Below are 18,615 nucleotides of genomic sequence, written 5' to 3' on the forward strand. Positions count from 1 at the left end.
ACCCGGCCCTACCCGGGCCTGCGGTTCGCCGGTGTCTTTCGTCTGTGTCTTTCGTGGTGGGACGAGTCAGACTTTCGCGAGTCCGGTCGGCATCCGCCGCAGGCGACCGGTTCCCGGCACCGACGTCCACACCGCGAGGGCGAGCAGGCCGTCGACGATCAGGGTCAGCAGAGCCACCAGAATCGCGCCGACGAGGACGCGGCCGTAGTCGTAGAGCGCGAGCCCGTCGAAGATGTAGCGGCCGAGCCCACCCAGGTTGACGTAGGCCGCGATGGTCGCGGTGGCGATGATCTGCAGTGTGGTGTTGCGCAATCCACCGAGGATCAGCGGCAGCGCGTTGGGGATCTCGACCCGAAACAGCACTTGCGTTTCGGTCATCCCCATCGCGCGGGCGGCGTCGACGACGTTGGCGTCCACGTTGGCGATGCCGGAGTACGTGCCTGCCAACAGCGGAGGAATACCGAGCAGCACCAACGCGATGATCGGCGGAACCAGTCCGAGTCCGATCACCAGAACCAGAAACACGAGAATGCCGAGGGTCGGCAGCGACCGCAGCGCGTTGACGAGGCCAACGACGACGGCCTCACCGCGGCGCAGGTGACCGATGAGCAGACCCACCGGAACCGCGACGGCGGCCGAGAGCAACACTGCCAGCAGGCTGTACCACATGTGCTCGATCAGTCGTGCGCCGATTCCCGTCGGCCCGGCCCAGTTTCCGCCGTCGAGAATGTACGAGAACGCCTCGGAGAAGAGATTCATGCGCGTGCCTTCTTCTTCGACGAGCCCGTGTTCAGTCGCGTCCACGGAGTGAGTCGACGCCCCAGCAGGAACAGGGCCGCGTCGAAGATCAACGCCAGGAACACGATCGAGATGATGCCTGCGAAGATCTGATCGGGATAGTCACGCTGGTAGCCCTGGGTGAAGAGTTGGCCGAGACCGCCGATGCCGATCACCGAGCCCACCGAGACCAGCGAGATGTTGGTGACCGCAACGACTCTGATGTTCGCGATCAGCACCGGAAGCGCCAGGGGCAGTTCGACGGTCACCGCTCGCCGCAGCGACGAGTAGCCCATCGCCTCGGCAGAATCGACCACGGCGAACGGCACCGAGTCGAGGGCCTCTGGGACCGCGCGCACCAGCAGTGCGGTCGAGTACACCGACAGGGCGATCACCACGTTCAGTGGATCGAGTACCGGTAGACCGACCACCGCGGGGATGGTGACGAACAGGGCGAGCGAGGGCAGGGTGAACGCGATACTGGCCACCGTCAACGTGATTCGACGAACCCAGCGAGTGTTGCGAATGACGGTGCCCAGCGGGATGGCGATGAGCAACCCGACGAACAGCGGGACGAGCGAGAGGTACAGGTGCGTCTTCGTGTAGCCGAGGACCACACCGAAGTTGTCCAGCAGCCAGGTCACTGTTCGGTGTCCCCGCTGGCGAGGAAGTGATGCCGGTTGCGTTCCGAGTCCTCCGACTTACGTTGCGCAGCAAGGTGTTCGAGGATCTCCGCACCGTCGACGCTGCCCACGGCAGCCCCGGCACCATCGACCGCGACGCCGATTCCCGACGGCGAGGAGATCGCGGCGTCGAGTGCCTGACGCAGATCGCCGCCCTCGAGGAACAGCGAGCCGCCCGCTGCCGTGCTCTCGTCGATGCTGCGGCCGCCCCGCACCTTCTCGACTCCGGTCGCGTCGATCCACCCGAGCGGTCGGCGCTGTTCGTCGACGACGAGCACCCATTGCCCCTGGTCCAGTCGGAGGCCGTCGATCTCGTCCTGCGTCGCCGTGTGGATCGGGTGCATGGTCACAGCCTGCGCCGACCTGAACGACAGCCCGCGGTAGCCGCGATCGCGGCCGACGAACGACGCCACGAAAGACGTTGCCGGTGCGGCGAGTACGGTCTCGGGCTTGTCGTACTGCTGCAGTCGGCCCTGCGGTCCGAAGACCGCGATGCGATCGCCGAGCCGTACGGCCTCGTCGATGTCGTGGGTGACGAAGACGATCGTCTTCTTCAGGTCGGCCTGCAGGCGCAGCATCTCGATCTGCAGTTCTTCACGAACCACCGGGTCGACCGCGCTGAAGGGCTCGTCCATCAGCAGGATCGGTGGGTCGGCGGCCAGCGCCCGGGCCACGCCCACCCGCTGTTGCTGCCCGCCGGACAGTTGCGCCGGGTAGCGCGAGGCGAACGCCGGGTCCAGGCCGACGCGCTCGAGGACGTCGAGTGCAGCCTTGCGTGCGGCGCGACGCGATTCGCCGTTCAGTACCGGCACCGTGGCGACGTTGTCGACGACGGTACGGTGCGGCAACAAGCCGGCACTCTGAATCACGTATCCGATGCCGCGGCGCAGCTTCACCGCGTCGATGTCGGCGACGTTGCGACCGTCGACCGTGATCACACCCGAGGTGGGAGTGATCATGCGATTGATCATTCGCATCGAGGTGGTCTTGCCGCAGCCGGACGGCCCCACGAACACGGTGAACGAGTGTGGCTCGATCACCAGGTCCAAGGAGTCGACCGCTGTGGTGCCATCCGGATAGGTCTTGTTGACGTGCTCGAAGGTGATCATCAGCTGACCGGCTGGTCCAGGCCCTTGTCCTTGACCCACGCCGCTGCTGCTGCCGCCGGCTCGACCTTTTCGTCACCGGAGACCGAGGTGTTCAGTGCGATCAGCTCTTCGGTGGTGATCTGCGCCGACACGGCGTCGAGCACCTGAGTGAGCTTGTCGGACTGCTTGGCCGTACGCAGCACCGGAATGATGTTCTGGGCCGCGAAATTGTTCTCCGGGTCTTCGAGGACCACGAGATCGTTCTGTGCGATCGAGGGCGCGGTGGTGAAGATGTCCGCCGCGACGACCTGCCCGGAGACGAGTGCCTCGACCGTGGCCGGGCCGCCGCCGTCGGAGATCGGGATGTAGTTGCCGGGCGAGATGTCCAGGCCGTACTTGTCTCGCAGACCGGGCAGGCCGCCGACGCGCTCCTGGAACTCCGGGGTACCGGCGAAGGTCACCTCGGAGGAGAACGGTGCGAGGTCGCCGATGGTGGTGAGGTTGCGTTCGGTGGCGGTCTGGCGAGTGACGACGACGGCGTCCTTGTCCTCGCCCGGTGCCTGCGCCGTCACGGTGAGATCGTCGCCCAGGGCGGCAGGAAGTGCGGCCAGGACGTCCTCGGACGAGGTCGCGGTCGCGGATTCGTCCAAGTACTGCAGCAGGTTTCCGGTGTAGTCGGGGATCAGGTCGATCGACCCGTCTCGCACTGCGGGAATGTAGGCCTCACGGCTGCCGATGTTGAGCTTGGTGCTCACCTCGAAACCATTGGCGCGCAACGCCTCGGCGTAGATGTTCGCCACGGTCTCGGACTCGGGGAAGTTGGCGGAGCCGATGATGATGGAGTTCGTGTCGCTGTTGGTCTCGCCGCCACCGCTCGAGAGTGGATCCGAATTGCCGCCGCAGGCGGTCAGGGCGGTGACCGAGAGAGCGAGTGCGGCAACAGCTGCCACTGCCCTCGGAGCGGAGAACGCACGCGTGATGCGGGAGGTGGTCATGGTGTCCTTCCATCGGTTCGGGCACAGTCCTACCCATTTCCGCCGATCTGCCCCCGGGGGGGCAACGGAAGAACCAGGACTCGGGCTGCTCGGGATGGTAGTCGAATTCGGCGTGCCCATAAGGTTGGTTCGACTACCGTCTCGTTCGCACTAGTGCCCCGCGGTCGGGATCGGTAAACCACATGGGCAGTGAACAGGAGAAAATGACAGTGCGATCGTCGGTTCTGGCAGCAGCCCTGGTGATGTCGATCGCCGGTCTGGTCGGCGGTTGCAGTGCGAGTGCATCGACCGACCCTGCTGCGGTGCCCGTCGTCGTCGGAGCGGGCAATTCGGATCTGTCGCGTCTGCTCGCGCAGATCTACGCCGGGGGACTGCGGTCGACAGGAGCGGAGGTCGAGGTGAAGGAGGACCTGGGCGATCGGGCCGACTACCTCGCGGCGCTGGACCGCGGTGAGGTGACGATGGTTCCCGATCTCACAGGCGAGCTGCTGCGGACCTTCGACGGTCTCTCCGAGGCAACCGAGGCCGAGGACGTGTACACGGAACTGAACCGATCACTGCCGGCCGGATTGTCGGTGGGGGATTACGCCACCGCCGAGGATCGACTGGCCATCGCGGTGGCGTCGGGCAGTGAATCGGGCGACGAGACGGTGACGGATTTCCTGGGTCGTGAGGAAAGAACGGTGGGAATCGTCGACGGCCAGGTCGATCCGATGGACGTCCTTGCGCAGGGTACGAGGAGTCCCACGTTCACGGGGGCGTCGGTCACCGATGTCACCCCGTATGCCGATGCGCAGTCCGCCGTCGACGGCTTGAACGCCGGAGAAGTCGACGTGCTGGCGATTCGCGCCGCGTCGTTCGGCCCGCTGGCGAAAGACCTGACAACGCTGCCCGACGACGACCACGTGTATCCGGCGCAGAACGTGGTGCCGCTCTATTCCGACGGAGTGCTCGACGAGAGTGCTGTGAGGTCGTTCTCGGTGGTGGCGGGTGAGCTGACGACTGCGGACCTCGCCGAGATGATCGGCGAGGTCCGCAACGGAGTTCCGTCAGGCGATGTCGCCGGCCGTTGGCTCGGCGAGCGCAACCTCTGACGGGCCGGTCGGCTGCGCGGCTCGGAGCTTGCGGCCGAGGTACGAGCCCATGTGCTGGACGGCCTGGGCCGCCTCACGCAGAATCGACGCCTGCAGATGGGCCACGTGCCAGAGCTTCTTGTACTCCACGTGTTCGAGCTCGACACCCGACAGGCGCAGCTTGTCCGCGAACGCAGTGATCTGCGCGTACAGCACCTCGTCGGTACCGACGTGCATGACGATCGGCGGCAAACCGTCCAGGTTGCCCAGCAGTGGGGCGAAACCCTGGTCCAGCGGATCGCCCGCACCCAGATACGCATCGGCCGAGCTGTAGGACCACCCGGTGTTGACCACCATGTCGCGGTCCTTGGCGGCGTCGCGAGCTCCGGGATCGACCCACGGCGAGATCAGGCCGAGGGCAGCCGGGCTGGTGCCGTCGTCCACCAGACGCCGGGCAGCGGCGACCGAGAGACCGCCACCGGCCGAATCGCCGGCAATCGCGATGCGGTCCGCGGTGAATCCGTGGACACGAACCAGCTCGCGGAACGCCGCCACGGCGTCGTCCAGACCTGCCGGGTACGGGTTCTCCGGTGCCAACCGGTAATCGAGCACGTAGACAGCACTGGCCGATTCCCGGGCCAGATGTGCGGCCAGTGACCGGTGCGTATTGATGGATCCGATCGTGTACGCGCCGCCGTGCAGGTACAGGATCGCGGTGTCGCGTTCGGTTGCCCCGACGGTGACGCGCTCGGCTCGACGGCCCGCGAGTGTCATCTTCTGCGAGACCGTTCCGTGCGGAAGCGTTTGCACGGGAGCTGCGGCCTCGAGGATCAGCCGCTGCGTCCGAAACGAGAATCGCGCATTCAGCGCGAGGCGATAGAACGGCTTCAGCGCAGCCGCGACGATCGGCAGGGGAACGTAGAAGGACTTCACGACGCGACCCGCCTACTTCTTCGTGCGCGGCAGCGCGCGCTTGGACACTGCGGCGATCAGGCCCTGGTAACGCGATCCGGTGATGCGCTGGAGCAGGTCGAGTGCAATGGCGTCGGAACCGATGAGAACGCGTCCCTTGCCCTTCTCGACACCCTTCAGGATGGTCTTGGCCGCGTCGATCGGGGTGGTCTTGGCGAGCTTGGTGTCGAAGAACTTCGCGAAATCGGCCTGGTCGTAGTTCTCGGCCACGGTGGCGTTGCGAGCGATGGCGGTCTTGATGCCACCGGGGTGAACCACGGTCACCTTCACCGGAGCCTTCGAGATCAACATCTCGATGCGGAGCGATTCGCTGAACCCGCGTACGGCGAACTTGGCCGCGTTGTACGCGGACTGCGACGGAATCGCCAACAGTCCGAAGAGGCTGGAGATGTTGATGATGTGGCCATCACCGGAGGCCTGGATGTGCGGCAGAAAAGCCTTGGTGCCGTTGACGACTCCCCAGAAATCGACGTCGACGATGCGCTCGATGTCCTTGAACGAGGACTTGTCGACGTCACCGTGGTAGGCGATGCCTGCGTTGTTGTAGATCTGGTTGACCTTGCCGAAATGCGCGACGACGGCCTCGGCGTAATCCAGGACGGTCTCGCGCTGGGAGACGTCGAGGAAATCCGACTTCACCTCGGCGCCGAGTGCTTCGACTCGTCGGACCGTCTCGTCGAGTCCGGCGGTGTCGACGTCGGACAACGCCAGTTTCGCGCCACGGCCGGCCAGCTCGAGAGCCAGTGCGCGGCCGATTCCCGAACCCGCGCCGGTGACGACGGCCACCTTGCCTGTGAATGTGCTCATCGTGCGGACACCTTGTCTGTGTTGTTGCCGGCGGAGTTGTTCGCCGACGATCCGGAGGGCAGGTCTGCGGTAGCGACGCTACGGTACGCATCGAGATCGAACTGCTTGGTGATTCTGCGGAACTCGAACGTGAAGCCCGGCCACAGCGTGGTGTTGTTGCCGTGCTTGTCGAGGTACCAGCTGGCGCATCCGCCGTTCATCCACACGCTCTTGGCGAGCTGATCCTGCAACGTCACGTTGTACTCGTCCTGCACGTCCTTGCGCACCTCGATGGTGCCGATGTCGTGCTTGTCGATGGTGTCCAACGCGTCGACGAGGTAGTTGATCTGCGATTCGATCATGAAGACCATCGAGGTGTGGCCGAGGCCCGTATTCGGTCCCACCAGGAAGAACATGTTGGGGAAGTTCGCGACCGCTGCCCCCTTGTAGCCCTGCTGGCCGCCGTCGTCGAAGGTTTCGGCCAACGTGCGGCCGTCCTTGCCGATGATGCCCTGGTAGGCGGGGGAGTCGGTGACGTGGAAGCCGGTGGCGACGACGAGCGCATCGATCGGGCGCTCGGTGCCGTCCTTGGTGACGATCGATCCTTTGCGGATCTCGGCGATGCCGTCGGTCACGAGGTCGACGTTGCTCTGCGCGAGAGCCGGGTAGTACGCGTTGGAGATCAACATGCGCTTGCAGCCGATGCGGAAGTTCGGCGTCACCTTGGCGCGCAGTGCCTTGTCCTTGATCTGGGTGCGCAGGTGGTTCTCCGACGCCCACTGCAGCGGCTTCATGAAGGCCGGAGCCTTGGCCAGACCGACGACCTGGGTCTCGCGCATCGCGTAGATGCCGGCCCGCGACAGGCGCTGGAACCCGGGAACGTGCTTGAAGGCGAAGCGCTCGAGCTTGGTGTACGGGCGATCGGCGCGGGGAAGGATCCACGGCGCGGTGCGCTGGTACACGTCCAGATGTTCCACCTGGCCTGCGATGGCGGGCACGATCTGGATGGCGGAGGCACCGGTGCCGATGACGGCGACGCGCTTGCCCGCCAACGAGACGTCGTGGTTCCACTGAGCGGAGTGGAAGACGTCGCCCTCGAAGTCGTGAATGCCCTTGATGTCGGGCAGATTCGGCTCACACAGTGCGCCGACGGCCGAGACGACGATCTTCGCGGTGTAGTTGCCGGAGGTGGTCTGGACATCCCAGCGGTTGGTCTCGGCGTTCCAGCGGGCCGAGGTCACATCCGTGCCGAACACGTGCTTGTCCATGACGCCGTACTTGCGCGCCACCCCGGCGATGTACTTCTGGATCTCGGGCTGTGTGGAGAACGACCGAGTCCAGTTCGGGTTCAGGGCGAACGAGTACGAGTACAGGTGCGACGGCACGTCGCAGGCAGCACCGGGGTAGGTGTTGTCGCGCCAGGTGCCGCCGACGTCGTGGCCACGTTCGATGACGACGAAGTCCTTCTTGCCTGCCTTCGTCAGCTTGATCGCGGCACCGAGGCCGGCGAAACCGCTGCCGATGATCAGCGTATCGACGTGACGCGGCGTCGTTGCACGGTCCGAAGTATCTGTTACGGGAAGACTCATGTAGGGGAGCGTAGAAGCTTATTGAGTGTGAGTCAATAGTTATTGACTAACATTCAGTAGGGTGGTTGCATGGCGGTCGTGAACAGTCCCGGCGCACCGACCACGAAGAGGACGAGACTCAGTCCGCAACAACGACGAGCCCAATTGATCGAGCTCGGTACCGAAATGCTCGCCGACCGCCCCCTCGAGCAGATCTCCGTCGAGGACATCGCCGATCAAGCCGGCGTCTCCCGAGGTCTGCTGTTCCACTACTTCGCCTCCAAGCAGGACTTCCACCTCGAAATCGTGCGTGAATCCTCGCGCGTCATGCTCGAGCGCACCGCACCCGATCCGTCGCTGCCACCGTACGAGATTCTGCGCGACTCCATCGCCAACTACGTCGATTACGTCACCGACAAGCGACAGATGTACGTCTCACTCCTGCGCGGCACCCCCAGTGGCGATCCGCAGATGCGCGCGGTGTTCGAGGAGACTCGCTCCGCCATGGCCGAGCGAACCCTCGCGCAACTCGGGGGACTCGACATCGAGGTGACCCCCACGATCGTGCTGGCCGTTCGCGGCTGGATCGCATTCGTCGAGGAAACGACCATCAATTGGCTCACCGCACCGGAGCTCGGCCGCGACGAACTGATCGACCTCAACGTCAATGCTCTGCCTGCCGTCGCGCTGGCACCGGACATGATCTCCGCACTCCTGGGTGCCGACCGAGACGCCGCCGCAGACGCCTGATCCCGCCCCGCCGCGCGCCCCCGCCCCGCCGCGCGCCCCCGCCCCGCGTCAATGGACCATTGCACTCCTCAGACGTATGCAGGGGTCCATTCACTCGTGTCCGGGGGTCGCGTGAATGGACCGTCGTACTGCGCAGACGCATGTAGTGGTCCATTGACGCGGAACGGGGGAGCCCAGAAACGACGACAGCGGCCCACCCCCGAAGGAGTGGGCCGCTGTCGCGAGTGTTTCTAGTCTTCGCCGACTGCCTTGAAGGCCTCGTCGATGATTTCGAGTTGCTCGACGGCGTGTACCTTGCTCGATCCCGACGACGGGGCGGACATGGCGCGACGGGAGATGCGCTTGATGCCGACCAGCTTCTCGGGCATGAGCTCGGGCAGTGCGAGACCGAAGAAAGGCCACGCACCCTGGTTCGCAGGCTCTTCCTGAACCCAACGGAATTCCGTTGCGTTCGGGTAGCTTTCGAGTGCTTCCCTGATGCGGCGAACCGGCACGGGGTAGAGCTGCTCGACGCGAACGATCGCGACGTCGTCGCGGTTGTCCTTCTGCTTACGAGCGAGGAGCTCGTAGTAGAGCTTGCCGCTGACCATCAGCACTCGCTTGACCGCGCTGCGGTCACCGGTGCCGGTGTCGTAGGTGGGCTCGTCGAACACCGAGTGGAACTTGCCGTCGGTGAAGTCCTCGATGTTGCTCACCGCTGCCTTGTTGCGCAGCATCGACTTCGGGGTGAAGACGATCAGCGGGCGACGGATGCCGTCACGCGCGTGCCTGCGCAGCAGGTGGAAGTAGTTCGCGGGGGTCGAGGGGAGTGCGACGGTCATCGAGCCCTCGGCGCACAGTGTCAGGAAGCGCTCGATGCGTCCGGACGTGTGGTCGGGTCCCTGACCTTCGTGGCCGTGCGGCAGCAGCAGCACGACGTCGGAGAGCTGACCCCACTTGGCTTCACCGGACGAGATGAACTCGTCGATGATGGACTGTGCGCCGTTGACGAAGTCGCCGAATTGCGCTTCCCACATCACCAGTGCGTCCGGGTTGCCCACGGAGTAGCCGTACTCGAAGCCTACGGCTGCGAACTCGCTCAAAGCGGAGTCGTAGACCATGAACTTGCCGGGGTTGTCGCTGCCGATGTTCTGCAGCGGGGTGTACTCGGCACCGGTCTTGCGGTCGATGATCACCGAGTGGCGCTGGGTGAACGTGCCGCGGCGGGTGTCCTGGCCGGAGAAGCGGATGTTGCGTCCCTCGTCCACCAGCGATCCGAGTGCCAGCAGCTCGCCGAAGGCCCAGTCGACCTTGCCCTCGTGCGCCATTTCCCGGCGCTTCTCGAGAACCGGCTTGACGCGCGGGTGCACGTTGAAGCCGTCGGGAACGTCGAGGTGCGCATCGCCGATGCGGTGCAGCACGGCCTTGTCGACGGCCGTGGTGAGCTTGGCGGGCAGCTGCTGATCGAGCTCGACCGACTCACTGGGCTCAGGGGTGTACTTCTCGAGTTCGCGTACCTCGTTGAAGACGCGTTCGAGCTGGCCCTGGTAGTCGCGGAGTGCGTCCTCGGCTTCCTTGAGCGAGATGTCTCCACGACCGATGAGCGATTCGGTGTAGCTCTTGCGGACGCTGCGCTTGGTGTCGATCACGTCGTACATCGCCGGCTGCGTCATCGAGGGGTCGTCGCCCTCGTTGTGTCCGCGACGGCGGTAGCAGATCATGTCGATGACGACGTCCTTGTGGAACTTCTGACGGAAGTCCACTGCCAGCTGAGCGACCCAGGCACAGGCCTCGGGATCGTCGCCGTTGACGTGGAAGATCGGCGCGGCGATCATCTTCGCCACATCGGTGCAGTACTCGGACGAACGCGAGAACTCCGGCGAGGTGGTGAAGCCGACCTGGTTGTTGACGACGATGTGCACGGTGCCGCCGGTGCGGTAGCCCCGCAGATCGGACAGGTTCAATGTCTCGGCGACGACGCCCTGGCCTGCGAATGCGGCGTCTCCGTGCAGCATCAGCGGCAGAACGGAGTAGCCGCCCTGGCCGGTGCCCTTGTCCAGCAGGTCCTGCTTGGCGCGAACGAGGCCTTCGAGAACCGGGTCGACGGCTTCGAGGTGCGACGGGTTCGCGGTGAGCGAGACCTTGATGTCGTTGTCACCGAACATCTGGATGTACGTGCCCTCGGCACCGAGGTGGTACTTCACGTCGCCGGAGCCGTGCGCAGCGGCCGGGTTCATGTTGCCCTCGAACTCGGTGAAGATCTTCGAGTAGGGCTTGCCGACGATGTTGGCGAGCACGTTCAGGCGGCCGCGGTGCGGCATACCGATGACGACCTCGTCGAGGGCGTATTCGGCGCTCTGGTCGATGACGGAGTCCATCATCGGGATGACCGACTCGGCACCTTCGAGCGAGAACCGCTTCTGCCCGACGTACTTGGTCTGCAGGAACGTCTCGAACGCCTCGGCGGCGTTGAGCTTGCTCAGGATGTACTTCTGTTGCGCCACAGTCGGTTTGACGTGCTTGGCTTCGACGCGTTCCTGCAGCCAGGAGACCTGCTCGGTCTCGAGGATGTGGGTGTACTCGACGCCGACGTGGCGGCAGTACGAGTCGCGCAGAACGCTGAGCACGTCCCGCAGCTTCATTTTGTCCTTGCCGTGGAATCCGCCGACCTTGAACTCGCGGTCGAGGTCCCACAGCGTGAGGTCGTGGCTGATCACGCCGAGGTCCGGGTGCATCCGGAACTTGTCCTTGGTGAACTGCAACGGATCGGTGTCGGCCATCAGGTGACCGCGGTTGCGGTACGCAGCGATGAGCTCGAGCACGCGGGTGTTCTTGTCGACCGTGCCCTCGGGCAGATCCTTGCGCCAGCGAATGGGCTCGTAGGGGATCTTCAGCGAGTGGAACAGCTCGTCGTAGAACTCGTCGCTGATCAGCAGGTTGTGGATCGTCTTGAGGAAATCGCCCGACTCCGCACCCTGAATGATGCGGTGGTCGTACGTCGAGGTCAGCGTCATGAGCTTGCCGACGCCGAACTCGGCGAGACGCTCGTCGCTGGCTCCCTGGAACTCTGCCGGGTACTCCATCGCACCTGCGCCGATGATCGCTCCCTGACCGTTCATCAGACGCGGCACCGAGTGCACGGTTCCGATTCCACCGGGGTTGGTCAGCGAGATTGTGACGCCCTGGAAGTCCTCACCGGTGAGCTTGCCGTCGCGAGCACGACGCACGATGTCCTCGTACGCGTTGTAGAACTGCGTGAACGTGAAGTCCTGCGTGTTCTTGATGGCGGCGACGACGAGGGAACGGTTGCCGTCCTTGCCGGGCAGGTCGATCGCGAGACCGAGGTTGATCGCTGCCGGAGTCACTGCGTTCGGCTTGCCGTCGACCTCGGCGAAGTGGCGGTTCATGTTCGGGAACGCCTTGACGGCCTGCACGATGGCGTAGCCGAGCAGGTGCGTGAACGAGATCTTGCCGCCGCGGGTGCGAGCGAGATGGTTGTTGATCACGAGGCGGTTGTCGACCATGAGCTTGGCCGGGATCGCACGGACGCTGGTCGCGGTCGGAATCTGCAACGAGGCGGACATGTTCTTCGCCACCGCTGCAGCAGCGCCGCGCAGAACCTTGCTCGACTCCTCGCCGAACTCGGCTGCGGCGGGCTTTGCGGGAGCGGACTTCGCCGGTGCTGCCTTCTTCTCGGCAGGCTTGGCGGCGGCAGGCTTCGAGGCCTCGGCCTTGGGAGCGGCGGTTTTCGGAGCTGCCTTGGGTGCTGCGGCCTTCGGCGCGTCGGTCTTGTCGGAAGCAGAAGCGGCCGTCTTGGCTGGTGGCGCGGGCGCTGCGGGAGGCGCGGACTTGGTCGAGCTGCCGTTCGAGGATGCGCCGTTACCGGCAGCACCGTTGGATCCGGCGGTCTCGTCGGTCGCTGCATCGGGGTCGTAACCGGTCAGAAACTCGTGCCAGCTCGCGTCGACGGATGAAGGGTCCTTCTTGAATCGCTGGTACATCTCGTCGACCAGCCATTGATTTTGTCCGAATTGGGTAGTAGAGCTGCTGCTCACGGCAGTAGTTCGCCTCGTTTCTGTCTTCGTTCCCGTTCAGCGCGCGTACGTGTCCAGGCTAGACCTTTGGTCCAGCTCACGTGCGTCCGGGACGTAGCTGTGATATGTACTCACCGGTAACCATCGGCCTCGTTGTCGATGACACCTTGGACTATCGAATTATTCCCTCGGTTCGTTTCGGCTGCAGTCCACAACTGCGCGTAGAACCCGCCCTGCGTGCGCAGCTCCGAATGTCGACCTACTTCCACGATACGGCCGCCGTCGACGACCACGATCAGATCCGCTCGTGCGGCGGTCGCCAAGCGATGCGCGACGACCACCGCGGTGCGGGTGCGTGCGACGGCACTGCTCGCTGCGAGCACGGTGCGTTCGGTCGCGGGATCGAGCGTGGCGGTGGCCTCGTCGAGCAGGAGAAGGTCGGGGTCGACCAGCTCGGCCCTGGCCAGTGCGATCAGCTGTCGTTGACCCGCGGACAGCCCTTGACCGCGCTCGCCGACGGGTTGGTGCATACCGCCGCGAAGTGCGGCGATGGTGCTCAGAGCTCCCACGGATCGGGCCGCGTTCTCGATGTCGGCACGGGTGGCGTCGGGCCTGCCGTAGGCGATGTTCGACGCGACGGTCCCGGTGAACAGGTGCGCTTCCTGCGGTACGACGCCGAGTCGGTGCCGGTAGTCCGAGAGGCGATAGTCGCGTAGATCGTGGCCGCCGACGCGCACCGATCCGGAGGTGGGATCGTAGAAGCGGGCCAGCAGTTTGACGACCGTGGATTTGCCCGCGCCGGTGCGCCCGACCAACGCGACGGTGGTGCCGGCGGGGATGGTGAGATTTACCTCACTCAGGGCGTCGGACTGTGCTCCGGCATACCGAAAACCGACGTCGACGAGTTCTATGTCGGCGTGCAGGCGTCCGCCGGGGAGTGCGGTGGTGTCCGATTTGGTGTTCGCTTCGATCGAACTCGTGGTGCGGAGGAGATCACCGATGCGGCCGACACCGACACGTGCTTGCTGGTAACCGTCGAACACCTGCGATAGCTGCTGGATCGGACCGAAGAGCAGCCCGAGATAGAGCACGAACGCCACGAGAGTGCCCGCAGTGGTGGTGCCGGTGGCGATCTGATGCGCGCCGACGAACACGACGACGGCGAGGGCGATGTCGGAGAGCAACGTGATGAGGGGGAAGAACACCGAGATCGCGGTCTGCGACCGCATCCGGCTCACCCGGTAGCGGTCGGAGCGTTCGGCGAACCGGGATGCGGCGTACTCCTCGCGTCGGTACGCCTGCGCGGCGCGCAGTCCCGTGACGTTCTCCTGGAAATCGGCGTTGACGATCGAGATGCGCTCGCGAGATGTCGAGTACGCCGCCGACGAGATGCGCCGGAAGATCACGGTGGCCACGGCGAGGGGCGGCACCACCGCCAGCGCCACCAGTCCCAGTGCCGGGTCGGTGACGAGCAGTGCGGCGGCGATGCCGACGACGGTCAGCACGCTGACCACTGCGGTCGAGGCTCCGGTCTGGATGAAGGAAGACAGCGCATCGACGTCGGTGGTCATTCGCGTCATGATGCGACCCGACAGTTCGCGTTCGTAGTAGTCCAGGCCGAGCCGTTGGATGTGCGCGTAACTGCGCACCCGGAGTCCGAAGAGCACTCGCTCGCCTGCTCGCGCCGTGATGACCGTCGTCCAGCAGACGACGAACCAACTCGCCGCAGCCAACACGACACCGATCGAGGTGGCGATCCACAGGGTGTTCGAGTCTCCGCCGGCCACCCCGCTGTCCACCGCGTAGCGAACGAGCGAGGGGAACGCGATCGAGGCCAGTGAGTCCAGCGCGAGGAGCACCACCACCGCTGCCAGCAACAACCGCACCGGGCTCAGCAGTCTCGACAGCCGGAATTCCGGGTCGGGTCGACGAAGTGCGGCTCCCGATGCAGCCGGATCCTCCGTCGCGGGCGGCAGCGCCGCGACCGCCCGGGAGATCGCCGGAGTCGGCGCGAGTGAGCCGAAGGCCCCCGCCATCGCAGTTCCGTGGCCACCTCCGCCTCCGGGCGCGGGCGCTGACACCGCGCCGGGCTCGACGGTCGCCTCCGCCGCGGACTCGGGCCAGAGCGTGTCGGCGGACGGTTCCGCTGTCGGTTCCCGGTCGGTGTCGTCGTTCGCGTCGCCGTCCCCTCCTGCGAGGAGGGCCCGGAACAACGGACAGCGCCGATCCAGTTCGTCGACCGTTCCGGTGTCGATGATGCGGCCGTTGTCGAGGACGGCGACGCGATCGGCCAGTGTCAGGGTCGAACGGCGATGTGCGAGAACGAGAGTCGCGCGAGTACGGACGCCGCGCAACGCGTCGAAGATGGCGGCCTCGGTCTCGGCGTCCACGGCGGAGGTGGCGTCGTCGAGGATGAGAATTCGCGGTTCCACGAGAAGAGCGCGGGCCAGTGCGATGCGTTGGCGCTGACCGCCCGAGAGAGTGAGGCCGCGTTCGCCGACGAGGCTGTCGTATCCCTCGGGGAGCGCCTCGACGAACGTCGAGGCCTGCGCGAGCCGCGCCGCATGCCTGATGTCCTCCGCGGTGGCGTCGGGCCTGCCGAGGGCGATGTTGGCGGCGATGGTGTCGGAGAAGAGGAACGGCTCGTCGAACACCAGCGAGACCGCCTCGCGTAGCGACGTCGAGTCGAGGTCGTCGATGTCGATCGACGTTCCGTCGGACGTCAGCGCAATCTGCCCCCGAGTCGGGCGGTAGAAGCGGGGGAGCAGGAGTGCGAGTGCGGTCTTTCCCGAGCCCGCGTGACCGACGACGGCCACCGTCTCACCGGGCGAGATGGTCAGGTCCAGGCCGGTGAGCACGTCGCGTTCGGGTTCGAATCCGAAGGTCACCTCGGAGATACGGACTCCGAGCGGGCCGTCGGGCAACGCGACGGGTTCGGCCGGTTCCGGGTCGGACGGCTCGGTGTCGACCACCTCGTAGACGCGCTCGACGGCCGCGCGGGAGAGTTGGGCCATGATCACCACCGACGAGACGGTGCGGGTCACGGCGGACAGAGTCGCGACATAGGTGGCGAAGGCCAGGAAGGTGCCGATCGTGATGTGGCCTTCCAGGGCCAGATAGCCGCCGAGAGCGATGACTCCGACCAGACCGAGTTGAGGAATGGTGGCCATCGACGGTGCGAACCGTGAGTTGATCTTCGCCGACCGCATGCGCTCGGCGAACAACCTGCGACCCAGGGTCTCGATGCGATCGACCGCGCGGGCTTCCTGCCCGAAGCCCTTGACCACCCGAACGCCGGTGACCGTCTCCTCGACGTGTTGTGCCAGATCGGCGGCGCGTTGCTGCGCCGACCAGGTGGCCGCGAAGAGAGTGGGCCGAATTCGGTAGACCACGATGCCGACCGCAGGAACGATGAGTACCGCGACAACGGTGAGCAGCGGCGACAGATACGCCATCACAGCCAGCGCCAGCACGAACTGCAGGACGGCTCCCGCCGACAACGGCACCATGGCCAGCAGCCCCTGCACCAGTTGGAGGTCGGTGATCGATCTCGAGACGACCTGCCCGGTACGGATCTCGTCCTGCTTGCGCCCGTCGAGCCGCTGCAGTGACGCGAGCAGGTCGAGGCGTAGATCGTGCTGGACGTCGATCGAGAGCCGGCCGGCGAGCATGCGTCGACCGAATTGGCACGCGAAACGCACCAGGCCCAACAGTGCGATGGCGGCGGCGACGGCGGCGATCTTCTCACCTCTGCCGGCCGTCGCGTCGTCGATGGCGACTCTGGTGAGGAGCGGGAACGAGATGTCGATGACCGCGGCGATCATCGTCACGCCCAGTGCTCCGAGTGCGGTGCGTCGATGCAGCATGCACTGCGCGATCAGACGTCTGATCCACCCACGCCGGGGCCTCGACGCGGGTTCTGCACTGTCGAGTCTCGACGAGCTGAGTCCGGGTGCCGCTGCACGGTCTTTCACCGCATTACTGTGTGCCATCGCCTCACCACGGTAGACCCGAGTACCGACAGGGTCGGCCCGCGAACGAAGCGACGTCAGTCGATGTCGCGGGTGCGGGCCAGGAACCAGCCGACGCCGGTGAGGATCGCGGCCCACACCGCGAGTCCGAGCGGTGCCCACGGCCACGACGCCAGGTCGCCGGCGTCGTCGAGTTGAGTCGCCGCCATGGTCGGCAGAGTCAGGTTCGACGGCAGCGCTACCGCGACCGATCCGAGCCCGAGTCCGAACAGGATCAGCGAGAGCAGACCCTCGCCGAACGGCAGCCAGGCGACGAGCACGATCGCGGCCCACGTCGGAGATTTCAGCAGCAGACCCAGGCCGGCACCGATCATCGACCACAGCACGACTGCGAGGAGGCACGACAACACCACGCCGACGAACGCGCCGTCCAGCAGCACTGTCCGTTCGTTGAATATCAGCAGGCAGATCAAGCTGGCCAGCAGCACCACCAGGCCGTATCCGAGGCCGAACAACGCAGTGACGACGAGTTTGGCGGCAATCACCCCGTCGCGGCCGCGAGCGGTCAGGAAGCTGGTGGTGATGGTCTTGTGGCGGAATTCGGTTCCGGCGTTGACGGCACCGAAGATCCCGGCGAACAGAATCGCGGCACCGGCGGCGACGTACAGGCCGATCGAGGCGACGCCACCCGAGATGTCCAGGTCCTCCTCGAATTCACCCAGCTGATTCGCGATCACCGACGTGATGACGGACGCGAACACTCCGACGACGATCGGGGCGATCGCCAGCGCCCACCAGAACTTCAGTGTGGTGACCTTACGGATCTCCGACGTCAGCAGTGCGTTCATCGCTGACCCCCGTTCCAGTTCTGTGGCGGACCGTAGTTCTGCGGCGGAGCGCCGTACCCCGGCGGTGGGCCGTAACCCTGCGCAGGACCCGGCGGGCCGTAACCGTGGGGATTCTGCCGAACGGGTGCGGCGTTGTACTGACCCGTGGTCATCGACAGGAACACCTGCTCGAGGTCGACGTGTTCGCCGGTGGTCCCGAAGATCGTCACTTGGGCGGCGGCCGCGATGCGGGCGATCGTCGCCGCGTCGGGACCGGCGACGCCGATGCGTCCATCGGGAAGCAGTTGGCTGTCGTTGAACCCATTCGAAGCCAACGCCAATGCCAAAGCTGCGGGGTCCGATGCGGCCACCAGTACGCGGCTCGGACGCGTCGATCGCAGTTGCGCGATGGAACCCTGGTACACGAGTGCGCCGGCGCTGACGATCACCAGATTGTCGACGGTCTGCTCGATCTCGCGCAGGATGTGGCTCGATACGAGCACGGTGCGACCCGACGCGGCGAATGCCTTGAGGAAGTCGCGCAGCCAGGCGATTCCTTCGGGGTCGAGACCGTTCGCGGGTTCGTCGAGCACGAGGATTTCCGGATCCCCCAGCAGAGCTGTCGCCAACGTCAGGCGCTGACGCATGCCGAGCGAGAAACCGCCTGCGGCGCGGTCGGCGACGTCACCGAGCCCCACGAGGTGCAGGACGTCGAGCGCGCGGCTGTCGGGTATGCCGATCGCAGCGGTGTAGATCTTCAGGTGGTGTGCGGCGCTGCGCTTGGGGTGCAGGCTCAGCGAGTCGAGGACGGCACCCACCGTGCGGGCGGGGTGGGTCGCCGCGCGGAACGGCATGCCGTTGACGAGGCCGACACCCGAGGTGGGAGCGACGAGTCCGAGGAGCATGCGCAGCGTCGTCGTCTTGCCCGATCCGTTGGGGCCGAGGAATCCGGTGACCGTTCCGCGCGGAACGACGAAGCTCAGGTCCGAGACCGCGCGAACTGTGCCGAATTGCTTGGTCAGTGCTTGCGCTTCGAGCGCCGCTCCCGGATAGCTGGACATCTGTGCACAATCCCCCTGGCCGTAGGTCACCTCGAGTACCGGCTGCGCGCG

At 65.6% G+C, this 18,615-nt stretch carries 13 protein-coding genes; 2 read left to right on the forward strand and 11 right to left on the reverse strand.

Going from position 1 to position 18,615, the window contains the following annotated elements:
• Positions 1-66: 66 nt before the first annotated feature.
• The 4 genes from NY08_RS24160 to NY08_RS24175 are packed head-to-tail and all read right to left on the reverse strand — an operon-like array spanning position 67 to position 3,543.
• Complete coding sequence (locus NY08_RS24160) at positions 67-759, reverse strand: ABC transporter permease (protein ID WP_032394114.1); 693 nt, start codon at positions 757-759, stop codon at positions 67-69.
• A complete protein-coding gene (locus NY08_RS24165) occupies positions 756-1,421 on the reverse strand; it encodes an ABC transporter permease (protein ID WP_032394115.1) in 666 nt (221 codons plus the stop codon). Before NY08_RS24165 ends, NY08_RS24160 begins: the two co-directional genes overlap by 4 nt.
• A complete protein-coding gene (locus tag NY08_RS24170) occupies positions 1,418-2,569 on the reverse strand; it encodes an ABC transporter ATP-binding protein (protein WP_045199235.1) in 1,152 nt (383 codons plus the stop codon). Before NY08_RS24170 ends, NY08_RS24165 begins: the two co-directional genes overlap by 4 nt.
• Positions 2,569-3,543 (reverse strand): ABC transporter substrate-binding protein, encoded by a 975-nt coding sequence (locus NY08_RS24175; protein WP_045199238.1) that lies wholly within the window; start codon positions 3,541-3,543, stop codon positions 2,569-2,571. Before NY08_RS24175 ends, NY08_RS24170 begins: the two co-directional genes overlap by 1 nt.
• Positions 3,544-3,746: 203 nt before the next feature.
• Here NY08_RS24175 and NY08_RS24180 point away from each other — a divergent pair, with 203 nt between their 5' ends.
• Positions 3,747-4,637, forward strand: a complete 891-nt coding sequence (locus tag NY08_RS24180; protein ID WP_045199240.1) for a glycine betaine ABC transporter substrate-binding protein — start codon at positions 3,747-3,749, stop codon at positions 4,635-4,637.
• Here NY08_RS24180 and NY08_RS24185 read toward each other — a convergent pair.
• Genes NY08_RS24185 through NY08_RS24195 form a run of 3 tightly spaced genes read right to left on the reverse strand, consistent with a single transcriptional unit; the run spans position 4,593 to position 7,963 of the window.
• On the reverse strand, positions 4,593-5,549 hold the full coding sequence (locus NY08_RS24185; RefSeq protein ID WP_032394118.1) for an alpha/beta hydrolase: 957 nt from the start codon (positions 5,547-5,549) through the stop codon (positions 4,593-4,595). The genes NY08_RS24180 and NY08_RS24185 overlap by 45 nt on opposite strands.
• A gap of 12 nt (positions 5,550-5,561) precedes the next feature.
• Positions 5,562-6,395, reverse strand: a complete 834-nt coding sequence (locus NY08_RS24190; RefSeq protein WP_032394119.1) for an SDR family NAD(P)-dependent oxidoreductase — start codon at positions 6,393-6,395, stop codon at positions 5,562-5,564.
• Positions 6,392-7,963 (reverse strand): flavin-containing monooxygenase, encoded by a 1,572-nt coding sequence (locus tag NY08_RS24195; protein WP_045199242.1) that lies wholly within the window; start codon positions 7,961-7,963, stop codon positions 6,392-6,394. Before NY08_RS24195 ends, NY08_RS24190 begins: the two co-directional genes overlap by 4 nt.
• 69 nt (positions 7,964-8,032) lie before the next feature.
• Between NY08_RS24195 and NY08_RS24200 the strand changes: the two genes are divergently transcribed.
• Entirely contained in the window at positions 8,033-8,692 is a 660-nt protein-coding gene (locus tag NY08_RS24200; RefSeq protein ID WP_045199244.1) for a TetR/AcrR family transcriptional regulator, read from the forward strand.
• Positions 8,693-8,922: 230 nt separating this feature from the next.
• Here the strand turns inward: NY08_RS24200 and NY08_RS24205 are convergent, their stop codons facing one another.
• The 4 genes from NY08_RS24205 to NY08_RS24220 form a co-directional block, all read right to left on the reverse strand.
• Complete coding sequence (locus NY08_RS24205; protein WP_082073933.1) at positions 8,923-12,726, reverse strand: multifunctional oxoglutarate decarboxylase/oxoglutarate dehydrogenase thiamine pyrophosphate-binding subunit/dihydrolipoyllysine-residue succinyltransferase subunit; 3,804 nt, start codon at positions 12,724-12,726, stop codon at positions 8,923-8,925.
• 110 nt (positions 12,727-12,836) lie between these two features.
• On the reverse strand, positions 12,837-16,571 hold the full coding sequence (locus NY08_RS24210) for an ABC transporter ATP-binding protein (RefSeq protein WP_045201073.1): 3,735 nt from the start codon (positions 16,569-16,571) through the stop codon (positions 12,837-12,839).
• Positions 16,572-16,753: 182 nt separating this feature from the next.
• Positions 16,754-17,524 (reverse strand): ABC transporter permease, encoded by a 771-nt coding sequence (locus NY08_RS24215; protein WP_045199247.1) that lies wholly within the window; start codon positions 17,522-17,524, stop codon positions 16,754-16,756.
• Positions 17,521-18,564 carry an ABC transporter ATP-binding protein gene (locus tag NY08_RS24220; protein ID WP_045199249.1) on the reverse strand — a complete coding sequence of 348 codons (1,044 nt, stop codon included), beginning with the start codon at positions 18,562-18,564 and terminating at the stop codon, positions 17,521-17,523. Before NY08_RS24220 ends, NY08_RS24215 begins: the two co-directional genes overlap by 4 nt.
• Positions 18,565-18,615: the final 51 nt, after the last annotated feature.

Origin of the sequence: Rhodococcus sp. B7740 (genome assembly GCF_000954115.1) — a bacterium.
In the GTDB taxonomy this organism is placed as follows: Bacteria; Actinomycetota; Actinomycetes; order Mycobacteriales; family Mycobacteriaceae; genus Rhodococcoides.